Source organism: Candidatus Paceibacterota bacterium, assembly GCA_035404205.1.
GTDB lineage: Bacteria > Patescibacteriota > Minisyncoccia > UBA6257 > JAVHQB01 > JAVHQB01.
In genome coordinates this window covers 1-24,354 of sequence record DAONGQ010000007.1, presented here as the reverse complement: position 1 = coordinate 24,354, position 24,354 = coordinate 1, and the positions used below count along the sequence as shown (strand labels likewise).

Annotated in this window: 24 protein-coding genes; 17 read left to right on the top strand and 7 right to left on the bottom strand. The window is 38.8% G+C overall.

What is annotated here, in order from left to right; translation table 11 throughout:
• The 10 genes from PK547_02020 to PK547_01975 form a co-directional block, all read left to right on the top strand.
• Positions 1-531, top strand: a 531-nt coding sequence (locus tag PK547_02020; protein HPR91489.1) for a hypothetical protein, incomplete at its 5' end; no start/stop codon positions are given.
• 35 nt (positions 532-566) lie between these two features.
• On the top strand, positions 567-869 hold the full coding sequence (locus PK547_02015; protein ID HPR91488.1) for an MscL family protein: 303 nt from the start codon (positions 567-569) through the stop codon (positions 867-869).
• A 115-nt stretch (positions 870-984) separates the two neighbouring features.
• On the top strand, positions 985-1,491 hold the full coding sequence (locus tag PK547_02010) for a hypothetical protein (protein HPR91487.1): 507 nt from the start codon (positions 985-987) through the stop codon (positions 1,489-1,491).
• A gap of 100 nt (positions 1,492-1,591) precedes the next feature.
• Positions 1,592-2,347, top strand: a complete 756-nt coding sequence (locus PK547_02005) for an alpha/beta hydrolase (protein HPR91486.1) — start codon at positions 1,592-1,594, stop codon at positions 2,345-2,347.
• A gap of 1 nt (position 2,348) precedes the next feature.
• The gene (gene murF / locus PK547_02000; GenBank protein HPR91485.1) at positions 2,349-3,812 is read left to right on the top strand and encodes a UDP-N-acetylmuramoyl-tripeptide--D-alanyl-D-alanine ligase; all 1,464 of its coding nucleotides are present in this window, start codon (positions 2,349-2,351) and stop codon (positions 3,810-3,812) included.
• Positions 3,813-3,847: 35 nt separating this feature from the next.
• Positions 3,848-5,017, top strand: coding sequence for a D-alanine--D-alanine ligase family protein (locus tag PK547_01995; GenBank protein ID HPR91484.1), 1,170 nt, complete (start codon positions 3,848-3,850; stop codon positions 5,015-5,017).
• A complete protein-coding gene (locus PK547_01990) occupies positions 5,017-6,501 on the top strand; it encodes a PIG-L family deacetylase (GenBank protein HPR91483.1) in 1,485 nt (494 codons plus the stop codon). Before PK547_01995 ends, PK547_01990 begins: the two co-directional genes overlap by 1 nt.
• 25 nt (positions 6,502-6,526) lie before the next feature.
• Positions 6,527-7,162, top strand: coding sequence for a GGDEF domain-containing protein (locus PK547_01985; protein ID HPR91482.1), 636 nt, complete (start codon positions 6,527-6,529; stop codon positions 7,160-7,162).
• Positions 7,163-7,164: 2 nt separating this feature from the next.
• On the top strand, positions 7,165-9,015 hold the full coding sequence (dnaG, locus tag PK547_01980; protein HPR91481.1) for a DNA primase: 1,851 nt from the start codon (positions 7,165-7,167) through the stop codon (positions 9,013-9,015).
• A gap of 28 nt (positions 9,016-9,043) precedes the next feature.
• Positions 9,044-10,375 carry a sigma-70 family RNA polymerase sigma factor gene (locus PK547_01975; protein ID HPR91480.1) on the top strand — a complete coding sequence of 444 codons (1,332 nt, stop codon included), beginning with the start codon at positions 9,044-9,046 and terminating at the stop codon, positions 10,373-10,375.
• A 49-nt stretch (positions 10,376-10,424) separates the two neighbouring features.
• Here PK547_01975 and PK547_01970 read toward each other — a convergent pair whose 3' ends face one another.
• From PK547_01970 to PK547_01945, 6 genes are all read right to left on the bottom strand, one after another.
• Entirely contained in the window at positions 10,425-10,952 is a 528-nt protein-coding gene (locus tag PK547_01970; GenBank protein HPR91479.1) for an inorganic diphosphatase, read from the bottom strand.
• Positions 10,939-13,455 carry an HAD-IC family P-type ATPase gene (locus PK547_01965; GenBank protein ID HPR91478.1) on the bottom strand — a complete coding sequence of 839 codons (2,517 nt, stop codon included), beginning with the start codon at positions 13,453-13,455 and terminating at the stop codon, positions 10,939-10,941. The genes PK547_01970 and PK547_01965 overlap by 14 nt, the downstream gene beginning before the upstream one ends.
• Before the next feature lie 75 nt (positions 13,456-13,530).
• Positions 13,531-14,445, bottom strand: coding sequence for a matrixin family metalloprotease (locus tag PK547_01960; protein HPR91477.1), 915 nt, complete (start codon positions 14,443-14,445; stop codon positions 13,531-13,533).
• Between the two features lie 135 nt (positions 14,446-14,580).
• Positions 14,581-15,744, bottom strand: coding sequence for a hypothetical protein (locus PK547_01955; protein ID HPR91476.1), 1,164 nt, complete (start codon positions 15,742-15,744; stop codon positions 14,581-14,583).
• A gap of 10 nt (positions 15,745-15,754) precedes the next feature.
• On the bottom strand, positions 15,755-16,840 hold the full coding sequence (locus PK547_01950) for a glycosyltransferase family 2 protein (protein HPR91475.1): 1,086 nt from the start codon (positions 16,838-16,840) through the stop codon (positions 15,755-15,757).
• 239 nt (positions 16,841-17,079) lie between these two features.
• On the bottom strand, positions 17,080-17,784 hold the full coding sequence (locus PK547_01945) for a hypothetical protein (protein ID HPR91474.1): 705 nt from the start codon (positions 17,782-17,784) through the stop codon (positions 17,080-17,082).
• 225 nt (positions 17,785-18,009) lie between these two features.
• Here PK547_01945 and PK547_01940 point away from each other — a divergent pair, with 225 nt between their 5' ends.
• From PK547_01940 to PK547_01910, 7 genes are all read left to right on the top strand, one after another.
• Positions 18,010-18,189 carry a hypothetical protein gene (locus PK547_01940; GenBank protein ID HPR91473.1) on the top strand — a complete coding sequence of 60 codons (180 nt, stop codon included), beginning with the start codon at positions 18,010-18,012 and terminating at the stop codon, positions 18,187-18,189.
• Positions 18,190-18,275: 86 nt separating this feature from the next.
• Positions 18,276-18,839 (top strand): sigma-70 family RNA polymerase sigma factor, encoded by a 564-nt coding sequence (locus PK547_01935; protein HPR91472.1) that lies wholly within the window; start codon positions 18,276-18,278, stop codon positions 18,837-18,839.
• A 59-nt stretch (positions 18,840-18,898) separates the two neighbouring features.
• A complete protein-coding gene (locus PK547_01930; GenBank protein HPR91471.1) occupies positions 18,899-19,294 on the top strand; it encodes a hypothetical protein in 396 nt (131 codons plus the stop codon).
• A 13-nt stretch (positions 19,295-19,307) separates the two neighbouring features.
• Positions 19,308-19,811 (top strand): hypothetical protein, encoded by a 504-nt coding sequence (locus tag PK547_01925; protein ID HPR91470.1) that lies wholly within the window; start codon positions 19,308-19,310, stop codon positions 19,809-19,811.
• Positions 19,812-19,843: 32 nt separating this feature from the next.
• Positions 19,844-21,610 carry an HlyD family efflux transporter periplasmic adaptor subunit gene (locus tag PK547_01920; GenBank protein ID HPR91469.1) on the top strand — a complete coding sequence of 589 codons (1,767 nt, stop codon included), beginning with the start codon at positions 19,844-19,846 and terminating at the stop codon, positions 21,608-21,610.
• Positions 21,611-21,620: 10 nt separating this feature from the next.
• Positions 21,621-22,319 carry an ABC transporter ATP-binding protein gene (locus PK547_01915; protein ID HPR91468.1) on the top strand — a complete coding sequence of 233 codons (699 nt, stop codon included), beginning with the start codon at positions 21,621-21,623 and terminating at the stop codon, positions 22,317-22,319.
• Between the two features lie 3 nt (positions 22,320-22,322).
• Entirely contained in the window at positions 22,323-23,531 is a 1,209-nt protein-coding gene (locus PK547_01910) for an ABC transporter permease (protein ID HPR91467.1), read from the top strand.
• 76 nt (positions 23,532-23,607) lie between these two features.
• On the opposite strand, the gene PK547_01905 is transcribed toward PK547_01910, so the two are convergent.
• On the bottom strand, positions 23,608-24,354 hold a 747-nt coding region (locus PK547_01905; protein HPR91466.1), incomplete at its 5' end, for a hypothetical protein.

Genomic DNA, 24,354 nt, shown 5'->3' with positions numbered 1-24,354 from the left:
GGAATACGTTCCCAAGCCACCAATAGTAGCTTTACTGCTAGCCAGATATTTATCTTAAATATTGCTAAGGTGCCTGTAACTTCTCGTCCTACTACCACTATAAGCACAGCCTGTTCCGTGACTAGCGATTGTACTAAATGCGGTAATAAATGCATTCGGAAAGTAGTTGGTCAAGTAATTAATTGTCCTAAAATGGAAGTTACTTCTAACATGACTTGCGAGTGTGTGAATGCTACTTGTCAGATTGCGGCCGTCAAGCCAGAGGAAGAGTATTGCGCCAAAACTGGCACAGATGTAAAAATGAGTTATAAAGATGCTTTAGCTATTGCTTCTGCTTCTACCAGCGCTTGTTTGAAAGAAGGGGCGTTATTAACTCAACATTTCTGTAATGAAGGTGGCTATTGGTGGATTGACTTTAAACCTACAACAGCGCACAAAGGTTGCAACCCTGCTTGCGTGGTAGACATAGTAAACAAAACCGCTGAAATCAACTGGCGTTGTACAGGGCTAATCCCTACCACTACAGATTAGAAATTGATATTAATTAATAATTTTAACTAACTATCATGAAGGGATTTATTGACTTTATACGAGAGCAGGGGGTAATAGGTTTGGCTGTTGGTTTTATTTTAGGGGGAGCAGTATCTAAAGTAGTCTCTGCCTTAGTTTCAGATATTATTAATCCTATTTTGGGGTTAATTTTAGGCAAAGCTGCAGGCTTACAAACAGCTTCTTTCCCTATTGGCTCGGCTAGGGTTATGTACGGAGATCTTATTAGTGTCGTTATTGATTTTACAGTGATTGCTCTCGTGGTTTATTACGGAGTGAAGCTATTGCATTTGGATAAATTAGATAAGAAGAAGGAATAATTTTTATCCTTGAATTGTAGATAATTGCGGACGCAATATTCGTAATGGTTTTTTAATTATTCTTATTAATAAGTTTGTGATATAATTCTGGTCGTCAATAATTATTTATTTTTTTATGGATGAACTAAACAAAACAAAGCGAGAAGAGGAGGAAGAGGAGGAAGAAAAAGATAAGCATGAAGAGCACGAACATAATGGGCATGAACACGGGTGCCAATGTGGCTGCCAATGGGATGATGATAAAAGAGAAGACAAGCATGAAGGCAAGTGTCATTGCCATGGCGTACCGGATGAGCTGAAACGTTGGAATTGGGGCGCCTTTCTCTTGTCTTGGATTTGGGCTATTGGCAATAACGTTTGGTTAGGCCTCTTAGCATTATTGCCGTATTTGTGGTTGCCCATGGCCATTCTTTTGGGAGCTAAAGGTAACGAATGGGCTTGGGAAGCCGGTCATTATGCCGACCTAGAAACCTTTAAAAAGAAACAGAACGATTGGAAAAAAGCTGGCTTTACGGTTTTGATTGTAATAGGTTGCCTTTATTTATCTTTATTTTTCTGGGCTGCCATCGTTGCCAATTCTATCTTTTGGGGTCTTGTATCATTGTTTATTTCTGGGCATTAATTTCTAGCGGTGTTAAATTTGCTTAAAAGCTGCCTAAAATGGCAGCTTTTTGACTGCCTGGTGCCCTAAATAAGCCTTTTATGGTATAATGCCGTTACCTATGATTAAAATAAATACAGTTATAGATAATATTCTTTTAAGCTATTATTTCGCAGGCAAAAAAGGAGAAAAAACTATTTTATTCCTTCATGGTTGGCGAAGCGAGAGTTTGCTTTGGGAGGGAACCATGTTGGCGTTAGCCAATGAGGGTTTTAGTCTTTACGCGTTAGACCTGCCTGGTTTTGGTTATTCAGAGTATCCAGAAGAGACTTTTGGGGTAAGCGAGTACGCTGATATTGTCAAAAAATTTATCTTGAAGTTTGATTTAGCGCCAGTAGTTTTGGTTGGACACTCCTTTGGAGGCAGAATTTCTATCAAATTAGCAGCTCAAGACCCAGAGTTGGTGTCTAAAATTGTTTTGGTAGACAGCGCTGGTTTCGTAGACACAAGCGCTGCGAAAAAAATTAAGGGCGGGATAGCTAAAATTTTAAAACCAGTTTTTAAGATTCCCGGCCTCAAAGCCATCAAACCAAAACTTTATAATCTCATGGGCGTAGGGGATTATCTGGCAACCCCTCAATTGACGAGTTCTTATATCAAGATAATTAAAGAGGACTTATCTGCGGATATGAGCAAAATTGATAAACCTACCCTGATCTTTTGGGGAGATAAAGACAAAACTACCCCAGTTTCATATGCTAAAAGGATGAATAATTTGATTCCAAATTCCAGCCTGGAGATAGTTTCGGGAGGACATTTTAGTTTTTTGGACAGTCCTACGCCATTCTGTAATAGCCTTTTGAAATTTGTAAAATAATATGTTTTTAGGGAAATATTATTTATTAGCCATTTATTTTCTTCAATTAGAAAATTATGATTTAAGACGCTTCGTCAAAGCGTTTTATTCCAGAGGCAGAAGTCTTACCGCCAAACGGCAACCAATTATCTGGACTCGTAAATTAAAAATGATCACTGTTATAGCTAGTGTTATTTATTTCGGTTTTATTCTTATCTTTTTAGCCAGCATCCTGCGCCCCATGACAGTAGCCAATGTAGTCGCTAAAATTATTCTAGGAGTAGTTCTCTGCGAGCTTTTATCTCTCATTTGTCCTTTCGTTTTTTGTTTAGCGGTATTTGTTTTTTGGCCTTTTGACCATGCTATTAAGTCAAGGATAGTTGGCAAGGCGAAGCTTAAACTAACGGAAGCCCCTCGTCTTAAAATCATTGGTATTACCGGAAGCTATGGCAAAACTACCTTTAAGGAGGCTCTTAAAACGGTTTTAGAAGAGAAATACAGGGTTCTCGCCACCCCCGAGAATAAAAACACTCCTATAGGCCTTTCCAGGCTAATTTTAGATGATCTGGGGCCAGCATTTGAAATTCTTATTGCCGAAATGGGGGCTTATAGAGTGGGAGATATTAAAACCCTCTGCCAAATAGCAAAACCGGATATAGCCGTGCTCACTGGTATTAATGAAAGCCATCTGGAGAGATTTGGTTCCATTAAGAACACTATTTTAGGAAAGTTTGAAATTGTCACCAATGCTAAATTAACGGCTCCGGTATTTTTAAATGCTGATAATGATTATATTCTAGACAATTACAAAAAATTTGTGGGGGAGAGAGAGGTTAATTTTTATTCTGAAAGCAAATTTTCTCGCACTCCTTATGCCATCAAAAATAAAATTTATTTGCCAGATGCCAAAGGGTTGGAATTTGACCTTACAAAAACAGAAGGAGAAGACTTAATTGGCCATTTTAAAACGGCTCTAATTGGCGACTATATTTTAGGCACCTTAATGGGGGTCATTGAGATTGCCTTAAAATTGGGTCTTTCTGTAGCAGAAATTCAGAGAGGTTTCAACCGTTTGCAACCGATACCTCATCGATTAGAACCAATCTTAACGGCCCAAAATGTTTTAATTATAGACGATAGCTATAATGGCAATCCTGCTGGCGCGAGGGAAGCTATCAAACTCTTGAAACGTTTTAGCGATAGGCGTAAAATTTATTTAACGCCAGGATTAGTAGAAATGGGCAAGGCTTCAGAGAAAATTCATCATGAATTAGGCGAAAATTTGGCTCCAGTAGCCGATAAGGTAATTCTGATCAAAAATAGCGTTTCAGAATATATTCGCGCAGGGCTTTTGAACAAAGGTTTTTCCGAAGATAATCTCACTATTTATCCTTCAACCGATTCTGCTCATGCGGATATTAAAAATATTCTCAAGCCTGGCGATGTCATTATTTTTCAAAATGACTGGACCGATAACTATCAATAGGCGCCATTTTATAGTAATTTAATATTTTGTTTGATATGAATATTGGAGTATTTTTTGGAAGTCGCAGCCCTGAGCATGATGTCAGTATTATTACTGCTCAGTTTATTATTGCCGGTCTGAAAGGCCTTGGTCATAATGTTATTCCTGTTTATATCGGCAGGAATGGCTTATGGTATATAAGCGATTCTCTTGGTAATATCAAAATGTTTCAGACAGACCATGATTTAAGTCATTTTCATAATTATACATTAGACCTAGAAGAATCTAAGGGCAAAATGGTTTTGAAAAAGAAAGGCCTTTTTGGCAAAAAGATTATTATCGACCTAGCCTTTCCTGCTCTCCATGGTCAAAATGGCGAAGATGGCACTATTCAAGGACTATTTGAAATGTTTAATATCCCTTACGTGGGGTGTGATGTGACTTCATCTGCTATTGCCATGGATAAAGCCTTAACGAAACAATTCTATTTGGGCAACAAAATAGAAACGGCCGCTTTCATTGCCTTTACGAGTTACGATTGGGATAAGCAGGGGAAAGAAATAATGAAGCAGATTACTAATAAATTAGATTTTCCCATTTTTGTTAAACCAGCAAGATTGGGTTCTTCCATTGGCATCACCAAGGTTAATAACAATGAAGAACTAATGGAAGCAATTAATGTGGCTTTGCATTATGACGACAAAGTGGTCGTGGAGGAAGGGATTAAAAATCTAGCCGACCTTACTTGCGCTGTTTTGGGTGGCAATGATCCCAAGGCCTCTCTTATCCAAGAATCTCTTTTTGATGCCGATTTTTTTAACTACGAAGAAAAATATTTAAATGATGGCGGTTCCCAGTTAGGCAAAGCCAAACATAATTTGGTTATTCCCGCCCAAATTGACTCTGAAGATGCCAAGAAAATAGAAGAGTTGAGCATTAAGATTTACAAGCTTTTGGGTTGTTGGGGAACGGCCCGTATAGATTATTTGTATGACAGAGCCAATCGTAAAATTTATGCCAATGAAATTAACCCTTTGCCGGGGACATTGTATCACCACCTCTGGAAAGCTAGTGGCATAGATTTTTCTGAGCTCTTGAAAGAACTGATTGATTTAGCCCTTGAAAGGCACCAGGAAAAAGGTAAATTATTAAGCACCTTCAATTCCAGTATTCTGAAGAAGTTGAATTTGGCGAACAAGCTTCAACTAAACAAAAGCAAAGAATAATGATTATTCACGCACTGAAAACAACCGCTAACGCCAGCCAGAATCTTTTTAAAATTCTTATAGGCTTAGTGAGCTTTCTGTTTCTCATCGGTATAGCCAACTATATTCTGATTGGCCGTAAGTTAGAAAATTGGCCTATTCTTCTGCAAATATTAAAACCGGAAAATCAAATAGACGAGCCTCGAGCCGATGATAGGATTTTAATCATAGCCCCCCATCCTGACGATGAAACACTGGGTATGGGCGGTTATATTCAAAGAGCCAAAGAAAAAGGTGCTCAGGTAAAGGTTATTTACCTCACCCTAGGGGACCACAATGAAATAGCTGCCTGGTTAGACAAAAAGAATGCCTTATTAACCCCCTTGCAATACAGAGAGCTAGGCAGGAAAAGGTCGCAAGAGGCAACTAAAGGCACTTCTATATTGGGCTTGAAAGTAGAAGATTTGTATTTTTTGGGTTATCCCGATGGGGGCACCTTAAGAATTTGGCAGGGCTATTGGAATGGGCGGTCATTTTTAAATCCTATTACTGCTACTAACAAAGTTCCCTATGATATTGCCCAAACACCAGGAGCGTCGTATAATGCCAAATCCATAATAACCGATATGCTCAAAGTAGCGTCTGCCTACCAGCCTACCCAAGTCTTCTTGCCCACTAACTTGGATGTTCATCCAGACCATCAGGCAGCCGCTTTATTTGCTCGTGCGGCTATGAATACCCTCACAATTAAACCAAAAATTTACAGCTATTTAATTCACCAGCACTATTATCCAGAACCTTTAAGATATTCTCCCTATAGCTATCTGGTACCACCCAGTTATATTAGTGAAGATTATTTTACTTATAAAAATTTTAATTTAACTGCCGAAGAGGAAGCCAATAAAGAAATAGCACTTAAGCAGTATGTAACCCAAGTGCGTTCTGGTCTTACTTTAAAGTCCTTTATCAGACAGAATGAAATTTTCTTCCAAACCAAGGATACCAATTCCTACTATGCCGACCCCAACTGGCCAGAAAATACTAGCGGTGACATTACAGACATAGATACGCCTGTTAATTTACCTACTAATTATGCTTTAGGCTATTTGGGGAAAGGGTTTCACATAAAGAGCTTCTCGGTTGAGAATAATAAGAATGACATCAATTTGTTGTTTCGCATTGGCTTCACTGGCAAAATAACCTTGGGCTCTAGATTATATTTGTATTTCTATCCCCAGTACGCCAATTTAAGCTTCAATGACACTCCCAAATATCTTATTGTTATTAGCAATAATTTAAAAAAATCAGTGCGAATTATTGACTTGGCTTCAGCTAATAAAGCATATTTTGATTTGGCTTTCGACCTTAAGGGTCAAAATATAGAATTCAAGGTTCCCAAAACTAATTTGCCAGTGGATAATCTTTTAGGCGCCTTTACGGCCTTTAAAGGCTATTTAGAAAAAGTGAGGCTATATGTAACGCCTTGGCAATGGCATAATCTCTAACCAATAATTTGAAAAATCCTAAATTATGTCTTCAAAATCGCAAACCGTGCTGACTAATAAAAAAATAGCAATTTTAGAAAAAGAAATTAGTCGTCTCGAAAAATTAGCTTATCAAGATGTTCTTATTGATGTCTACAATAGACGCGGCTTTTTAAAATTTAGCCAGGTGCCATTTAATATGGCTGTCCAGGCTCGTAAATATAGCCGCCGTAAAGCAGACAAGACAGGGGATCTTTGTTTGATGCTTATTGATGTCGATAATTTTAAACATTACAATGATAAATACAGTTATGCCCTGGGAGACGCTGTCTTAAAAATCGTGGGAACTTACTTTCATCACCATATAAGGCAGACAGACATTTTCGGACGTTGGGGTGGGGATGAATTTATTCTTTTGTTGCCGTTTACTAGCATGAAAACGGCAAAGACATTAGCCGAATACCATGTCACCAATTTCGCTAAAGCTATTATAAACAATTTGAGGGCCAAGAATATGAAGGCATATATCAAAAAATGGTCAAAAGGTGAGGCTGTTACTTTCTCTATAGGTATGGCTAGTTTGAAGGATGAAAAAACAATCCAAACACTAATAAACAAAGCCAATAAAGGACTACAGTTAGCCAAAAAGAAAAAGAATTCTATAGTAATAGCAAATGAATAACAATGGATAGCCAATTAGAAGAAATCAAAAATAAATTAGATATAGTCCAGATAATTGGAGAGTATGTAAAGCTTTCTAAGGCTGGTGCTAATTATAAGGGGCTTTGTCCTTTTCATAGTGAAAAAACTCCTTCGTTTATAGTTTCTCCTACTAGACAAATTTTTCACTGTTTCGGTTGCGGAGCTGGTGGAGATATCTTCGGTTTCCTTATGAAGATGGAACACCTAGAATTCCCCGAGGCTCTGAAAATATTGGCTAACAAAGCTGGCGTTGAACTGAAGCCCCGAGATGCCAAATTACAGTCAGAACAAAATACTCTTTTAGAAATTAATGAAGCGGCTAACAAATTTTTTGTTAGTAATTTGGAAAAAGACGAGGAGGTTCTAAATTACCTCTTAGACAGGGGGCTGACCCAAGAGACTATTAATCGATTCGGGATAGGATTCGCTTTAGATGATTGGCAGGCTCTATCAAAATATTTATCTCAAAAGGGATATAAAGCCGGCAATATTTTAGGAACAGGCTTAGCTCTTTTAGCCAGTGACAGTAACGATTCCGGCAAAATCTATGACCGTTTTAGGGGAAGAATCATGTTTCCTTTAAGAGATTCTTTTGGCCGGACGGTGGGTTTTACGGGGCGCATTTTTGATAAAAGGCCTTTAAAAACAGTAAAGGACCCTAAGGCGGTAGGTAAATACGTAAATACTCCGCAAACGTTGGTTTACGATAAAAGTAAAATTCTGTATGGGTTAGATGTGACCAAGAATGATTTGCGCGCTCGCAATCAAATAGTGATAGTGGAAGGGCAGATGGATATGTTGATGGGTTGGCAAAATGGATTAAAAAATATAGTGGCTTCTTCGGGCACTGCTTTAACGGCATATCAATTAGCCATTTTGAAGAAATATTCCGAGAATTTGATCTTGGGTTTTGATATGGATGAAGCTGGCCAAAATGCAGACGAAAGAAGTATTGCCCTGGCATTGCAAAAAGGCTTTAAAGTGAGCATTTTAGAGCTCCCCGAGGGGAAAGATATGGCTGATTTTAGTCGAGAACATAAGGAGGCTGCAGCAACTTTGCCCCAAACAGCAATACCGGTTATGCAATTCTTTTTCAACTTGGCCCAACACAAGGGTGATGTTAATAGCTTGGATGGTAAAAAGGCGGTAGCCTCTTATTTCCTGCCCAAAATAAAATACCTGCCCGACTTAATAGATAAATCTTATTGGTTATCGCAATTAGCTAGTTTTACTGGGATTGACTTTTCTGTTTTAGAAGACGAGTTGCTCAAAATTAAACCAGAATTTATACCGAGAGCAGATAAAGCCGATTCAGAAGCTGAGGAGTACAATTTAAGCAGTAACCAGCTTATTGACCGCCGCGAGATTCTTTCCAAAAGAACTCTGGCATTGCTTCTAAAAAGTGATTATCACGGAAAAGATTTGATAGGAGTGCTAGAAAAATACCATTTATTTTTTGACGCAACGGAGCAAGCATTAATTGACCAAATTGTCTTGGCACCAGAGCTGCAAACAGCTTCCCACCAAGAACTGGTAAATAAAGAATTGGACACCAATCTAATCAATCAGCTGGATGAATTAGAGCTTTATGGGGAAAATGAGTGTGGTATTCTTACCATTACCAAGTGCGATTTGAAACAGGAAATTGAAACTTCCCTTAACGAGCTTAAGCAACTATATTTTAAAAATGAAATCAGTCGGATTAATAATCAAATTGCCGAGTTAGAAAAATCCCAAACTGATGGTCAATCGCAGACAGAGAAAATTGCGCAACTCTTAAATCAATTAAAAGACTTAGCTAGTCAGGAGCAAGAATGCTGGCACTTGAATTAATTACTAACTTTGTTATAACTATTGCGCTATGGCAAATACAAAAAATAAAAAAAAGAAGGTAGTAAAAGCCTCGCAACACTCTAGGGCTTCATTATCAGCCAAGAAACCCTCTAGTCTTAAGATAAAGAAGACAAAAAAACAGCTCCCTTTGAAGAAAAAAAAGAATCCTGCTCCCACGGTTGCTAAGAACAAACCTTCTAGGAAGAAAAAAGTTGTTTCCAAAAAAGCTGTTAAAAAGGTAAAGAAGAAAATTAATCGTCTTGCCAAAGATGAAAAGACTCGTATTTTGGAAGAATTAGTTTCCAAAGGAAAAGAAAGGGGCTTTATTACTCAGTCTGAAATCCTTAAAACATTACCCAATGTTGAAAATGATATTGGTCTTTTAGAAGAGCTTTATGACAGATTATTTCAGAATAATGTCGAGGTGGTAGAAACGCAGGATTTTCTTAATAGCAGCAAGGAAGAAGAAGTTAGCCGAGAAGAGCTCGAGAAACTTATCAGCGCCGAAAGTATGCGCACTATGCCGGACAATGTTCAATCTTACCTAACAGAAATAGGCAAAATTCCGTTGCTCACAGCGGCAGAAGAAAGAGAAATTTCTAAGAAATGCCAATTAGGAGACGAAGAAGCGCGCCAAAAAATGATCCAGGCCAATCTGAGATTAGTAGTAAGTATTGCTAAAAAATATGTTAATCGCAGCAAACAGCTAAGTTTTCTTGATTTAATTCAAGAGGGGAATATTGGTTTATCTCGAGCCGTAGATAAATTTGATTGGCATAAGGGCTTTAAATTTTCCACTTACGCTACCTGGTGGATTAGGCAGTCGATTACCAGGGCCTTAGCGGAACAGGCGCGTACTATCAGAATTCCTGTGCATATGGTTGAAACGATGACTAAGTTTAACCAAAAAAGGCATGAGCTTATGCAACAGCTAGAAAGAGAGCCGACTCCAGAAGAAATCGCTATAGAAATGAATGAGCCCGTGGATAAAATCAGGAATATTATTAAGATATCGCAAGAAACTTTGTCTTTAGACCAGCCGCTTGGTCATGACGAAGATAGCAATACGATTGGGGATACCCAGCAAGATAATAACAGCCTTAGTCCCGCGGACCAAACAGTGAATACCCTTCTTAAAGAAGAATTACAGAAAGCTTTAGGCACTCTCACCGAAAGAGAAAAGGAAATCATTACCATGCGTTTCGGACTAGAAGACGGTGTGATGCATACCCTAGAAGAGGTGGGGGAAGCTAAGGGAGTAACACGTGAACGAATTAGGCAAATAGAAGCCAAGGCTATAGAAAAAATACGCGGTAATCAAGATTTAGTAGACAGGCTAAAGGAATACAAAAATTATTAAACTAAAAAACCAATCTCGCGAGAGGTTGGTTTTTTAATGTTTTATTCTGTTAATGTTTTTTATTTTGATACGCCAAAGCGCATCTTTCAATTTCTTGGAGAGCAAATTCTCTATTCTCCCAACCCTCTACCTTAGAAAACTTATTATCTTCTAAAGACTTGTAATCATCAAAAAAATGCTTGATTTCTTTGAGAAGATGCTCATTCAGGTCGGCTATATCAAATGTTTTAGCCATGATAGGGTCATTTTCCACTACAGCCAAAATCTTATAATCTGTGCCTTTTTCATCGCTCATCTTAAGCGCTCCTATGACCCTGACTGTCAAAATGCATCCCGGATAACTAGGTGATTCAGTCACTATCAAAACATCAAGATGGTCTCCATCATCTGCTAGGGTTTGAGGGATAAAACCGTAATCGGTGGGATAAAATATGGGTGAAGACAAAATCCTATCTAATCTGAGGGCCTCTATGGTTTCGTCATATTCATATTTATTTTTGCCTCCTTTCGGCACTTCAACCAAAACGTTTATTATCCCTGATTTTATATCGCCGAGCTCAAGATTATTTAATAGCATAATTAATTAATTTTGAATTATTTGTTGCTAGTTTATTATAATATAGTTTTTTAATCAATTCATTAAGCAAGGCATAAGCAATTAGAAGCATGCCAATAACTAAAAGGGCTTGTCTTGGGGGGTAAACAAATGACAGATATTTCTGCCCGAGAGAAAGATAGGGGAGGCTAATACCAACAATTAGGGTTAATAAGCACATAAGTCCAAGGGTTTTGTTAATCCGGGGTGTTTTCCAAATGGGTTTTCGTGAGCGTATAGAAAAAATCAAAACGATTTCTGTTAGAAGGCTCATCAAATACCACAATGTAGGCAAGGTAGTTTGAGAATAATGGCGAAAGAGAAAGAAGAAAGTGAAGTCCATAAGGGAACTAGCTAGAGCCAAGAGAAGAATTAAGGGAAGAATATTTTTCATTTTATAAACTCTGGGTTTATGTAATTCTGAAGCATCTACTCTGTCATCCGCAATAGCTAATAAAGGAAAATCGCTAAGCACATTTTCTAAAAGAATTTGTGACGGCAACATAGGCAAGAAAGTTAATACCAAGGAAAGAATGGCTATAGAATAAAAGTTGCCAAAATTGCTAGAAAGGGCGCATTTAATATATTTATTAATATTGGCAAAAATTATACGGCCGTCTTCGACCCCTTTTACAATAGTTTTTAGGTCAGTGTCCAAGAGCAAAATATCTGCTGCTTCACGGGCTACATCGCTAGTTTGGCTAACAACTAAACCAACATCTGCTGCCTTTAGGGCTGGAGCATCATTGATACCTTCCCCCAGATAGCCCACACTATATTTTGTCTGCAATGCTTTTATGATTTTTAATTTAGTCTCCGGAGCTATCCTAGCAAAAATTTCATGATTTTTGACTGCTTCAAACCATTTTTCTTCAGGGAGAGCTTCCAAGTCTTTTCCTAAAATAACTTTTGTGGCATTATCAATTAAGCCCACCTCTCTGCCAATGGCGCCAGTCACTTCCGGGCTATCCCCAGAGATAATTTTTACTTGAATACCTAATTTCCGGGCCGCAACAATGGTGGATTTGGCGGTAGGTTTTAAGGGGTCAGCCAAAGTCATAAAACCAAGAAATTGGCAATGCTTTTCATCGTTCTCTCCAAATTTGCTTTCGGGGAAAGGCTTAAAAGAAAGCGCCAATACCCGCTTGCCCTCGAGGCTTGCTTGATGCTCCATAGCCAACCATTTATTAATGGTCGGTTCGTCTAAGTCGCACAAGTTTAGAACAGTTTCAAAAATGCCTCGAATAATCAAAATATTTTTAGCATTATAGTTATACAGGGTAGTTTCATGCATTCTATTAAAATCAAACGGAACCATTTCCAATAATTTGTAAGAAGAAAGCTGGGCAATCTGTTCTTTGCTTAAACGGTTTTTAAGGGCAGTGTTTAGAGGCTCCTTAGGGTCTGTTCCGCACAGAGCAGAGTAGAGCAGGCATTTTTCCTTATCTTCGCTATAAATAGTGTCAACAGTAAGCTTATTTTCTGTTAAAGTGCCAGTTTTATCAGTGCACAGAATCTCAATATTGCCCAATTCCTCTATGGCAGATAATCTTTTCACTACCACCTTTTGTTTGGCCAAGCGCAGGGCGCCCTTGGAAAGGTTTAAAGTGACGACTGCTGGTAAAGCCTCTGGAATTAAACTGATAGTTAAGACTAGGCAGAAGACTAAAAAATTACCAAAATTTTCTTGTCCTTTGATTAATAAATTAGCCAAAAGAATAAATAAGATAGCAATTACGACTGTCTGAAGGATAATTTTAGAAAAATCTAAAATTTCTTTTTCATACAAACTTTTCTTAGCAGAAATTGAAGTTAGTCCCACTATTTTCCCAACTTGAGTATTTAAACCCGTGCTAAAAACAATAGCCAATCCTTCGCCGCTCACTACGGCTGTACTGGCGAAAACAATATTTTGGGCATCGAAAATAGACTGTGGCTGAGTTCGGGCATCATTCGCTATTTTATTAATATTTTTGGATTCTCCAGTTAAAACCGACTCGTCAAGATTTAAATTTTGGGCTTCTATTAAACGGGCATCAGCCACAACTAAATCTCCAGGCTTTAAAATTAAAATGTCACCGGGAACTACAGATGTTTTTGGTATCTCTTTTGCTTGCCCATTGCGCAATACTAGGGTATTTGATTGGATATAACGATTTAACAATTGCGCCACACGGCTGGCTTTATATTCTTGGAAAAAACTAATCAGAACATTGATGAAGGTGAAAACCAATATTAGACTACCATCTAATTTTTCTCCTAAAATGAAAGAAATAAGCGCTGCTAAAAATAAAAGATAAACAAAGACTGACTTAAATTGATTTATTAAAATACGCCACCAACCCGTATTCGTGGTGCGCCAGCTATTAGGTCCAAATACTTTAAAGGATTCTTCTGCTTGCTCATCAGTTAAACCCTGGGAGCCGCTTTTGAGATTTGTATAGATATCTGACAAAGGAAAAACCGAAGCTGTTTTATAATTCATTGATTGATTAGAAAATTATTTTTAAGACACTGCTATATCATTATTAGAGAGCACTCGCAATGAAGCAGAAACAATTTATGGAATGCGGCACATTGCCTTAACAGCAGAAATTTCTGAAGCCGATAGGTTTAGATTATCACTTTGATTTACAGAATACATGATAGCTTCTGGATTATTAAAATGCGAGAGACCCAAGGCATGACCAAATTCGTGAGCTAGGACGCGCACTAATTTAGTATAACTATCAAATTGATACACAATTATTTGCGCACCGGTTAAATCTTTTTTATAAACTCCCTCCTGAAATTCTGTCTCCTGGCCAAGACCAATCGTATTATACTTATTGACATTTAAATTGAGAGCCGCAGCTAGCCTGTTTAAAACATTAGCCATAGCATTAATGGTATCCACCATTTTGTTCAGTTCGCCTTGAAGAGATTGAATCTGGGAAGCTAAAGCCATTAAGCTGTTTTTTTCTTCGTTTAATCTGTCGTATTCTTGTTTAGGAGCGCCGCCTTTTTTATTCCAAGTAGTGACTTCACTGTCATATTCCGCTTTGGCTGAATTATAACGGTCAATCAGGTCGGTCAAAGTCTGTTTTTGGGTATTATAGCCAGAAAGTGATGCATTATATTGGATTTTTAAGGAATCGTAAGTTTTTTCATCCTCATTAATTGACATACCCAATCGTTGAAGCGTAACAGTAGACTCTTGGCGGCTATCGTATACAAAAGATACTTTTAATTTTCCCGCTTCGTCATAAGCAAATAAATTTTTACCAGTGGGCTTTTCCCAGATTGCCTCTGCTTGATTTAGCGCCTTAATAACATCACTACGAGTTAAATTAAAACGGGGGTCTATCTCACCAATAGAATAAGTAATTGGTTGTCGGCAAGGATTTAAGAAAAAATTATGCACTAAATAGCTTATTCCTAATGTTAAAATTAGGATAATGCAAGCTAGGCTAATTATGTTTTTTGTCTTGCTCATAAAAATAATTTGTTCTTTACTGCAACTTAATACGAGAAGGAGTACTAGTATGATTATTGTATCATATAAATAACAGAATACAGGCATTAAATAAAAATGGGCTGATCAATTAAATTATATGATCAGCCCATTGAGCTAATGTGCAGTAAAGACGCTTTGGAGAAGTTCTTGTCCTGGTTTTGTCCAGATGCTCCACGTAGTGTCTTGTTTGGAGGGTTTAGCAGTTGGCCAATAGAACCAGAAGGCTCCGGCAAACCATGTTTGTTTGTCAAAAACTTCATAAAGAGCCCTAATGGCTACCGCTTGGTCTTTGTCTGAATAGGTGATCTTAGTACTAGACATTCTTGGTACATAATCACTAGCATTCCACGGTTCAGCAGAGCAACCTTTGATACTACGGTAGCCAATCTCTAGAAAGATAATTTTTTTCTTATACTTTTTAGAGATGGCCGTAAGCTCTGCAAGAATGTTGATACAATGTCTATTACCTTGGGTACTTGTCCACGATTCTGTGAGGTCCGTTACCGTAGGATTGTCCTTGGTTGTCAAATCAAAGTAAGGAGAAATCCCTACAAAGTCTAAACCAGGTTGGCTTAGCCATGAGTAAGTTAAAACCTCATTGAAGGCAGACTCTTGCCACCAACAGTTTAAACGTACGGTAACAAAACCGTCGAAGACAAGATTTACCTTATCAATCAAATTGGTCCATTGACTGGAATATTGCCAGAGAGAGCTATTCTCATTGGCAACAGAGAAGAGTTCTACTCCGCAATCGTTGGCCAGTTGAGCATAGTGAAGAATGGCTTTATCATAACTCTCAAACCAAGTCTTGATATTTTTTGGTTTGAGGTTAGCGACAAATTGCCCTGCAGTGTCCATCATTATCTGAGGCTCAAGACAAACTCCCTTTCCTGACTCATGAACTCTGGTAATGATATCTGCCAAAATCGTGTCTTGGTTTACGTCAAAGAGAACTAGGGTAGATGTCTGCTCTTGTTCCCTAAGAAAAAAACGTAAACCTACGAAATTGGCAGTTTTTGCTTCTAGTAAACCGTCGAGAGCCAATGATCCTTCTTCAGATTCATAGGGCAAGGGGGCAGGATAGAAATCAATGCCTTTGAAATAGTCCACCTTACCGGCTTTTACAGCCGTGATCTTGTGTTCTGAAGAAGGGCTTACCTGCTGCATTGCGATGTATTGGAAATCCTTGGCAGTGTAGGGAAGTTTTATTTTTACTAAAACTCCCACAGAGACAAGAATAATAACCAAGAAAAACGTTACTATCAAACGATATCGCATAGATGCCCTCCTATGAGGCTGTTCTTCCAAAATGAGCAGTCTTGGTATCATTCCAAGATCGGACCCCTAAACTGTAGAAGGTCACGAACAACCAGTGGAAACCAAAGATCCAATAGATCGGTAGAGCAAAAACTCGTTTGAAACCTCTCTTTTTCCACGTGGTTACCACCATGAACATGAAGAACAGGGTTGACCAACTTATCCAGAACCAGCCATTGATGTTTACCGTCGAGATTTGGCCAGTCAAAAAATAGTAGATATACAGGAAGTTGGACACCCACCAAGCGAATACGGAAAGAGGCGAGAGCCTATAGAGGTAATCCAACCAATTTCCAAAATGATCGAGGTTCTTCCAGGTCACTCCGAGATGACCTTTTACCCAACGAGACCGTTGCTTCATAATAGCTGACCATGTTGCCGGCTTTTCATCATAAACCACGACATTGTCGGCATAAATAATCTTTTTCCCTTTGAGGGTGAGTCTAGTGAAAAGCTCAAAATCCTCAACTAGGGAATTAGCCCAACCACCGACTTGTCTGATTGTATGAGTGGTAATGAAAATGCCTGTACCAGCCAAGAAACATGGGAGTTTCAAGGCATCTCGCCCTTGCCAAGAAATGCAGGAAAAAACGTCGTACTCAACTTCCTGCAAAAAAGTCAGGAGAGACTCCTTTGAATTGCTAGTCGAAAGAGCTCCTTGAATGGCATCGATTGAGTTGTCTTGAAAATAGAACATAGCTCTATTGAAGAGTAATGGATCTTTGATCCTGTTGTCAGTGTCGAATTGTGCTATGACATCCCCATGCACAAATTGTAACCCATAGTTGAGAGCCAAGGCTTTGCCAGATTCGGCTGAGTGATAATCAAGAACTTTTATTCTTGAATCACATACGCTGTTGGCTGTCTCAACGGTATTGTCACTGCAATTGTGAGCAATAACAATAATTTCGAAGTTTTGATAACTTTGGCCAAGAATATCCTGGAGGATATTCTTTACCACAGCTTCTTCGTTATGGGCTGGGATCAGAACTGATACCAACTTGGCATTATACAGGGTTATGTGGTCGGGTTTCTTTTTGTAAAAGAAACTTGCCATTCCCATGAATATCCAGATGAAAACACTGGCGTACATCACAACAATGCACAATAGAAGTAACCAAGGGAATTGGGCATTCAGTGCTTTGACGACGATTTTGCTGGAATAAGCAATGTGTTTTCCCAATACATCGAAAATTGTAACCCCAAGTATTAGGAAGACATAAATTGCTACAATACACGTAGCTAGCGCATAAATCGCGTCTTCGGCAGATCGGATTCCGAGTTTCTTACCAAGGCTCATGTTAGTCCTCCTGAGTTTCCTTGTTTGATTTCTGCGGGACCGAAATAGACTTCGTCTACAGCGACAGTACCTTGTCCCCAGAGCTCTATAACGGGATCGCCTTTATAGGTGTCCTTTGGAGCTTTGACGAGAAGGCCAAGATATACCCAGCCGTTGCTTTTACCCTTCAGCCATTTTCCATAACAAGCATAGGTTGGATAGAATGTATCTTTAGGCAAGAAAAACTGCTGAGTAAGCCTTACACCGTAGCCTTCGGTAATATCGTATTTTACCCAACATCCCAGATAATAAAGTTGATTAGATTCAACGTCTGGTTTATAGGGTAAATCAGGAACGGCTATGGCTCCATGGCTTGAGGCTGTACTACTCTCTATTTGAAACGATCTTTGGCCGGAGTAGCCTTCTTTATTCGCTAGAAAGGTAATGTCCCCTTCGAAAACTTCTCCGCCCCATGGAAATGGCCTTCTACCATTAATGTCAGAAAAAACATCCTTAGACTCGGTCCAATATTCAAATGACCAGTTTTGATAAGCATACTCGCTAGGCCTGTTTTCTCCCAAAACTATTACGTCATTTGATTGAATAGTTATAGGGAGAATGATGGTAGGCTGAGGAACAGCTGCTAGTTGTCCCACTGATACCGGAATGCAACAAAACAGTAGAACAAGAATAGCAACAGTTACGATCACTCTTCTGTACATAAATCCTCCTTTTGAGTTGTAAGGTGCGTACATCAAGTAGTCTAAGCAGCAAAAAGCCATCTATCACAATCAGGATAGTACTATGTTGTTTACGGTTACGATGTAAAAGCTAATGATAATATTATAACTCGTGAACCAGTATAATGTCAATGTGATTATCTTTGCTTGCTTTCTGATATGACTATCATATAATTATTGTAGAAGTTATTAATTTAATAAATAAATATGAGCAAAAAAATATTATTAGGAGTTGGATTGGTTATTATTTTAATGGGAATTTGGGGTATTTTATCTAATTATATTTCTGCACTTTGGATTGCTTACGACCCACTTTGGCATAGTATCTTTAAGCTTATTCTTGGTGGTTTCTGTGTTTTTGTCGCCCTTAAAGATAAAACAGCCTAGATTAGTATTTAGTTACAAAGCAGCTCATAACAATGAGCTGCTTTCATTGCTAGGAAAGACACGGGAAAAATGTTATTCTTAAAACTATGCCATTAGAACCCCCGAGCGACTCCAATTTAATCGCTGGCTACTTGAATGGTCAGGATGATTTTTTAGAAATATTAATCCAAAGATACCTCAAGCTTATCTATAATTTTATTTATGCCCATACTGGAGACGAAGCTGTAGCTAGCGACTTAACGCAAGAAACTTTTGTTAAAGTTTGGCAACATTTACCCTCGTTTGACCAGCAAAAAAGTTTTAAAGCCTGGCTTTTCCGAATCGCTAAAAATGTATTAAACGATTGGCTAAGAAAACAATACAGGCGTCGAGACCTGTCTTTTGATGCAATTTCAGCTGATAACAAGCAAGAGGAAATTTTACAACGTTTAGATGAAATGCCAGACCTGTTTCTAGAAAAACTCAATGACTTGAGCACTCTAGAAGAATTGCTAGGGCAGTTACCAGAAAAATACCAAACTGTTCTTAAGGCCTACGCAGATGGTCAAAGTTTGCAAGACATAGCCCGTCTTAATCAACTACCTTTAAATACTGTCAAAAGTCAGTATCGACGCGCTATTTTAATTTTGCGGCATCTTTGGCCACAATAATTTGCACCTTTTAAGCGTTAGGGAGCGTATTATATGTAAGGAAATAGCCAAGTTTTGCGATGACTCAAAATACAATGAATGCGGTAATCAAAAAATATAATCTTGACCCCCCAGCCGCTTTGCTTGCGGCTATTCTAAATGAAGTGAAAAAGCGAAGCCGTCGCCAACGTTTTTATACGCGCTTATGTGTTTTAAGCCTCTTGGTTATTAGCTTAGGTGGTCTTGTGACTAGCGGATTTCAGTTTTTAAAACAATTGCCTTCTACGGGCATATTCTATTTTATCCAAAGCGCTAGCAGTCTTGCTTATACAAATTGGACTACTAGAAGTTATGCCTTGTTAGCTATCTTAGAATCAGCCCCTAGTTACATTATCAGCGAGTTACTATTATGCCTAATTGGTATAGTGATAGCTGCTTTCTATTTATTTAGGGTCAAACAGTGGCAAAAAATTTGAAATATTCATTTTCATGAAAGAAAATAGCGAAAACTTAGACAATATAAATCAACCCGTTAACCATAGCGGGGATTTGCCAGTATCGTCACCCCCATCGCCCAGATGGCCTAAATGGATATTGACTGGCTTGGTTTTGTTGCTGGTGTTTAATTTAGGTGTTAGTATTGGTCGCAATTCTGCTCGTTTCGCTTGTCATTGGCTAACAGCCTACCAGCAGAATTTTGCCGGTTCTCCAAATGTTTCTACAGACAAATGGCAAACACAGGGACCGATGAGCATTAATAGCCATGGTACCTTTGGCCGCATTATTCAGATTAATCCAGACAAGAGTTTTGTTTTACAAAGCGGAGACAACCTAGAACTTATTATTGTAACCGATGAAAATACAACCTTTGTGAAGATGGGGCGACCGTTGACTTGGACTGATTTACATATTAATGACCCGGCTGTTATTATTGGAACTGCTACTCCTACTGGTCAAATTAAGGCTATTTTTGTGCGCATTTTACCTCAATAATTGATTTATTATTATTTTAAATATACGATTTTATGTGGCATTCGCGCTTTTTAAAGTTGTCCCAATGGATAAAAACCCATAAGTTATTAGCCATCGGCATCCTAGTAGTCATTCTTCTTGTTGGCAGTTATTTTGTTGTGAAGCTAGTTAAAAGTAAACAAGTGTCTAATGTTTATACTTTGGCCAAGGTTACTAAAGGACCATTCATTAACACCATAACCGATACTGGTCAGGTTGAATTATCTGACCAACTAGATTTAAAGGCTAAGGCTTCTGGCGATATCACTAATATTTATGTGGCGGAAGGGGATACAGTGAAGAGCGGGGCTACTATTGCTAAGATTGCCTGTACACAAGCATACTATAACCTGCAAAGCGCTCAGCTGAATTTAGCCAAATGGCAACAGACTAATCCCTTATCTCAAACTCAACTGCAAAATGCTTTAAAAAGCAGCCAAGATAATCAAGCTCAATTAGCCACTGACTTGCATGATGCCTACCAAAGCGCTTATGACGCTGTGGGCAATGTGACAGTGGGTACTCCTGCTATTATTTCCTCTCTTAATGATGTTTTTTATAGCGCCAATGGCTTCCTTTCTGACCAGCGTATTTATAGCCAGGATGAAACTACTCGTGATTATGTTCGCACTGCTGGCAGAGATTTTGATTCCGCCCGTGCCCAATATACGGCGATGTTTCAAAATTATCGCTTATTGAACCGTAACAGCGATTACGCCTCCTTGAAACAATTGCTTGATAGCGCTTATAGCAGCACTCAAAACCTTGTCTCTGCCTTAAAGGAAGCAAAAAATGCCACAGACCATATTGCCTATGACCAGAGCGACCTTTTGGCCTCTCAGGCGGCAGTAACTACGCAGAATAATTTGAATACTTGGATAAACCAAGCTAGCGCTTACTTACAGACTTTAGATGCTAGTCGTAGCTCTATCGATAATATTCAAATGAACATAGACAATGCTAATCGCACTATCATAGAAAAAACTCAGGCGCTTGAAAACGATACTAGTCCTTTAGACCTTCAAAGCCTCCAATTGGCCTTAGCGCAAGCGCAAACAAATTATAATGATTGCTTTGTGCGTGCACCTTTTGACGGCGTGATAGCCAAAATAGATGCTAAAATTGCCCATCCAGTTAACTCTGGCGACGTGGTCGCTACTTTAGTAACCAAAAACAAAACAGTCACTCTAGATGTAAACGAAATTGATGCCACTAAAATTAGCGTTAACCAAACAGCCAGCGTAACTTTTGATGCTATCGATGGACTAACCCTTCCGGGTAAAGTCTCCAAAGTGGATAATTTAGGCAGTGTAAGCTCGGGAGTAGTTTCTTATGGGGTGACCGTGACCTTAGAGCAAGACGATGAGCGTGTTAAGCCAGGTATGAGCGCCAATGTGACCATTACTGTCGAAAATAAAGCGGAAACGCTTTTGATTCCTAATGCGGCCCTTAAAAGCGGTTCTACTGGGTCTTATTATGTGGAAGTAGCTGCTGATGCCAATATTGATGTCAAAGGAAATGTTATGACTACTACTGTCAAACCAAAAAGGCAAATGGTGCAGACGGGCTCTAGCAATGACACTGTAACGGAAATTAAAAGTGGTCTTAAAGAAGGCGACCTAGTAGTTATTAAAACTGTGAATGCGAATAGCACTACCAAAACAACTATACCAAACTACTTGGGCAATAATTCTCGGACCAGTTCCAGCCTTAGGAATAATTTTGGCAGTTTAGGAGCAGGTCTTGGCGCGGCTCCCATGGGCGGTGGAATATCCAGATAAATATATTACTATGATTGATTGCATTCATATAGGCAAAATTTATAGTCACGACGATATAGAAACTGTAGCTTTGAAAGATATTTCTTTTCAAGTACAAGATGGGGAATTTGTGGCAATTATCGGACCATCTGGTTCTGGTAAATCTACTTTGATGCATATTCTCGGCGCTCTAGATACACCTACTAGCGGAGAATATTGGCTTGATGGTAAAAATGTTTCTTTACTATCAGATAATGAATTGGCCGATATTCGTAAAAAAAAGATAGGCTTTGTTTTTCAATCTTTTAATTTATTGCCTCGTGTCACCGCTCTCCAGAATGTAATGTTGCCATTAATGTATACTCAAGTTCCTCGTGCTCAAAGACTGGCTATTGCTAAAGAAAGCTTAAATAAAGTTGGTTTTGATGAAAATCGTTTTTCCCATTATTCCAACCAACTATCTGGAGGGCAGATGCAAAGAGTGGCTATAGCCAGGTCACTAGTTAATAACCCCAGTTTAATTCTAGCGGATGAACCCACTGGCAATTTGGATTCCCATACAGGCGAAGTAGTCCTTAAAACCCTGCAGGACCTTAATCAAAAACATCACCGTACTATCATTCTTATTACTCACGACAGTCATATCGCTGCTCATGCCAAACGCATTATTACTATCCAGGATGGTGCTATTACTTCTGATGCTATCAATACTAATCTCATTTTTGCTTAGAATATGACTTTCAGCGATATTTTTGCAGAGGCTTTCACTGCCATTAAAAGCAACAAAATGCGTTCCGGCTTGACTGTCCTTGGAATTGTTATTGGCATAGCTTCTGTTATTGCCATGATTTCAGTAGGGCAGGGGGCTAGTAATACTATCCAAAGCGGTATCCAGTCTTTAGGGTCTAATTTAATTTTGGTAACGCCAGGTTTTCAAAGAACCTTTGGTTCCCAGGCCAGAGGTGGGCGAGGAGGGGCTAATAGTTTGACCTTAAGTGATGTTGAAGCCATCCGCACAGAAATTAATACGGTAGTCGATATTGCTCCTACCGTAAGCGGACGCTATCAAGTTATTACTAAAGGGGCTAACACTAATACTTCGGTGACCGGAGTAACTGCCAGTTATGCCAACGTTAGAAACGTTACTATTGACCAAGGAGATTTCGTCACTGATTTAGATAATACCAATCTAAATAAAGTAGCCGTGCTAGGAGCTACTACGAATGAAGATTTATTTGGAGGTGCGAGCAGTCCCATAGGCGAGACCATTCGCATTAATGGTATTCAGTTTACGGTTATTGGAGTAGCTAAGGCTTCAGGGCTATTAGATGACGTTATTTATGTGCCTTTAAGTGTTGCCCAAAAATTGCTTATAGGCAACAATTATGTTTCTACCATTGCCGTTCAAGCCGATAATGCTAAAGATATGAACGAAACATTAGCTCAAATTACTGATTTACTATTAAAGCGTCATCATATTAGCGATGCTACCAAGGCTGATTTTAGCGCCGTGAGCATGTCTGATGTTTTATCTATTGCTAATACTATGACCCAAACATTGACTGTGCTTTTGGCATCTATTGCCGGTATTTCTTTAGCAGTAGGCGGTATTGGTATTATGAATATGATGCTGACAAACGTAACCGAGAGAACTCGCGAAATAGGCTTGCGCAAAGCCATCGGAGCTACTAGCAATGATATTAGCGCCCAGTTTTTAAGCGAATCTATTATCTTAACCTTTGTGGGCGGTATTTTAGGGATTATTTTGGGAATAGTGATTGCCTTTGCTATTACTAAAATAGGCAATATTCCCACTAAAGTAGCTTCCAGCTCTATCTTGCTAGCCTTTGGGGTATCAGCTCTTATCGGCGTTGTTTTTGGTTATTATCCAGCTAAGAAAGCTGCCCGCCTAAATCCTATTGATGCCTTGCGTTACGAGTAAATAAAAATAGCTAGCAGACTAAAAAACAGAATCGGTCAAGGTTCTGTTTTTTAATGGAGACTTCATTAAGATCGGATTATAGGGTAGTAGTTGTCGTTGGCGTTGGCGCAGTAGTAGTTGGGACGGTTGTTGTAATAGAAGTAGGAGTGACAGTGGTAGACGTAGTAGCGCTAGATGCAGTGGTTGTAGTACTGACAGTTGTAGCAGTTGAAGTAGTGGAGCTGACGGTGGAGGAGGAAACAGTTGTGGTAGTCGTTGGAGTAGGCAGATTAAATAATCTAAAAAACCAACCGAATAGACTAAATTTACTCTCATTGGTCTTAAGGAAAGTTTCTATTTTTTGCTGCTCAGCTCCTAATGTGTTCAATTGCTCCTGCAAAGTTGTTTTGGTGGTAGGATTAGTTGTTTTGTCAATCAGCTGTTCAATTTTATTAATTTGATTTCTAGTACGCACCATTTCACTGCGTACCTGACCAACATTTTTATAATCCGTGCCAATTAAAAAGGTTTTAATTGGATTTCTATTTTGAATAGCATCAATAGCACTGGCGGTCGCATCTTTGGCGCTATCCTGTTCTTGAACTATTTCCTGGACCTGCTTACCAATGGCACCAGGTTCCTTTGAGGAAACCTTAAGCAATGTTTGCGTCACATTGTTAACAATTGCTTTATGCTCTAAGCCGTTTATAGCCCTAGCATTTGGGCTTTTTGCCAATGCTACCGATAAAAACAAGGTAGCACCAGCTATCAGAATGCCAGCAAGTGCTAATTTATTAATATTTTTGTGCATAAATTCTATTTTCTTATTAATTTTTAATAACAT

Coding starts and splice junctions, on each gene's coding strand:
- PK547_02015 (HPR91488.1), top strand. CDS start 567: ATGAAGGGATTTATTGACTTTATACGAGAGCAGGGGGTAATAGGTTTG.
- PK547_02010 (HPR91487.1), top strand. CDS start 985: ATGGATGAACTAAACAAAACAAAGCGAGAAGAGGAGGAAGAGGAGGAA.
- PK547_02005 (HPR91486.1), top strand. CDS start 1,592: ATGATTAAAATAAATACAGTTATAGATAATATTCTTTTAAGCTATTAT.
- murF (HPR91485.1), top strand. CDS start 2,349: ATGTTTTTAGGGAAATATTATTTATTAGCCATTTATTTTCTTCAATTA.
- PK547_01995 (HPR91484.1), top strand. CDS start 3,848: ATGAATATTGGAGTATTTTTTGGAAGTCGCAGCCCTGAGCATGATGTC.
- PK547_01990 (HPR91483.1), top strand. CDS start 5,017: ATGATTATTCACGCACTGAAAACAACCGCTAACGCCAGCCAGAATCTT.
- PK547_01985 (HPR91482.1), top strand. CDS start 6,527: ATGTCTTCAAAATCGCAAACCGTGCTGACTAATAAAAAAATAGCAATT.
- dnaG (HPR91481.1), top strand. CDS start 7,165: ATGGATAGCCAATTAGAAGAAATCAAAAATAAATTAGATATAGTCCAG.
- PK547_01975 (HPR91480.1), top strand. CDS start 9,044: ATGGCAAATACAAAAAATAAAAAAAAGAAGGTAGTAAAAGCCTCGCAA.
- PK547_01970 (HPR91479.1), bottom strand. CDS start 10,952: ATGCTATTAAATAATCTTGAGCTCGGCGATATAAAATCAGGGATAATA.
- PK547_01965 (HPR91478.1), bottom strand. CDS start 13,455: ATGAATTATAAAACAGCTTCGGTTTTTCCTTTGTCAGATATCTATACA.
- PK547_01960 (HPR91477.1), bottom strand. CDS start 14,445: ATGAGCAAGACAAAAAACATAATTAGCCTAGCTTGCATTATCCTAATT.
- PK547_01955 (HPR91476.1), bottom strand. CDS start 15,744: ATGCGATATCGTTTGATAGTAACGTTTTTCTTGGTTATTATTCTTGTC.
- PK547_01950 (HPR91475.1), bottom strand. CDS start 16,840: ATGGCAAGTTTCTTTTACAAAAAGAAACCCGACCACATAACCCTGTAT.
- PK547_01945 (HPR91474.1), bottom strand. CDS start 17,784: ATGTACAGAAGAGTGATCGTAACTGTTGCTATTCTTGTTCTACTGTTT.
- PK547_01940 (HPR91473.1), top strand. CDS start 18,010: ATGAGCAAAAAAATATTATTAGGAGTTGGATTGGTTATTATTTTAATG.
- PK547_01935 (HPR91472.1), top strand. CDS start 18,276: ATGCCATTAGAACCCCCGAGCGACTCCAATTTAATCGCTGGCTACTTG.
- PK547_01930 (HPR91471.1), top strand. CDS start 18,899: ATGACTCAAAATACAATGAATGCGGTAATCAAAAAATATAATCTTGAC.
- PK547_01925 (HPR91470.1), top strand. CDS start 19,308: ATGAAAGAAAATAGCGAAAACTTAGACAATATAAATCAACCCGTTAAC.
- PK547_01920 (HPR91469.1), top strand. CDS start 19,844: ATGTGGCATTCGCGCTTTTTAAAGTTGTCCCAATGGATAAAAACCCAT.
- PK547_01915 (HPR91468.1), top strand. CDS start 21,621: ATGATTGATTGCATTCATATAGGCAAAATTTATAGTCACGACGATATA.
- PK547_01910 (HPR91467.1), top strand. CDS start 22,323: ATGACTTTCAGCGATATTTTTGCAGAGGCTTTCACTGCCATTAAAAGC.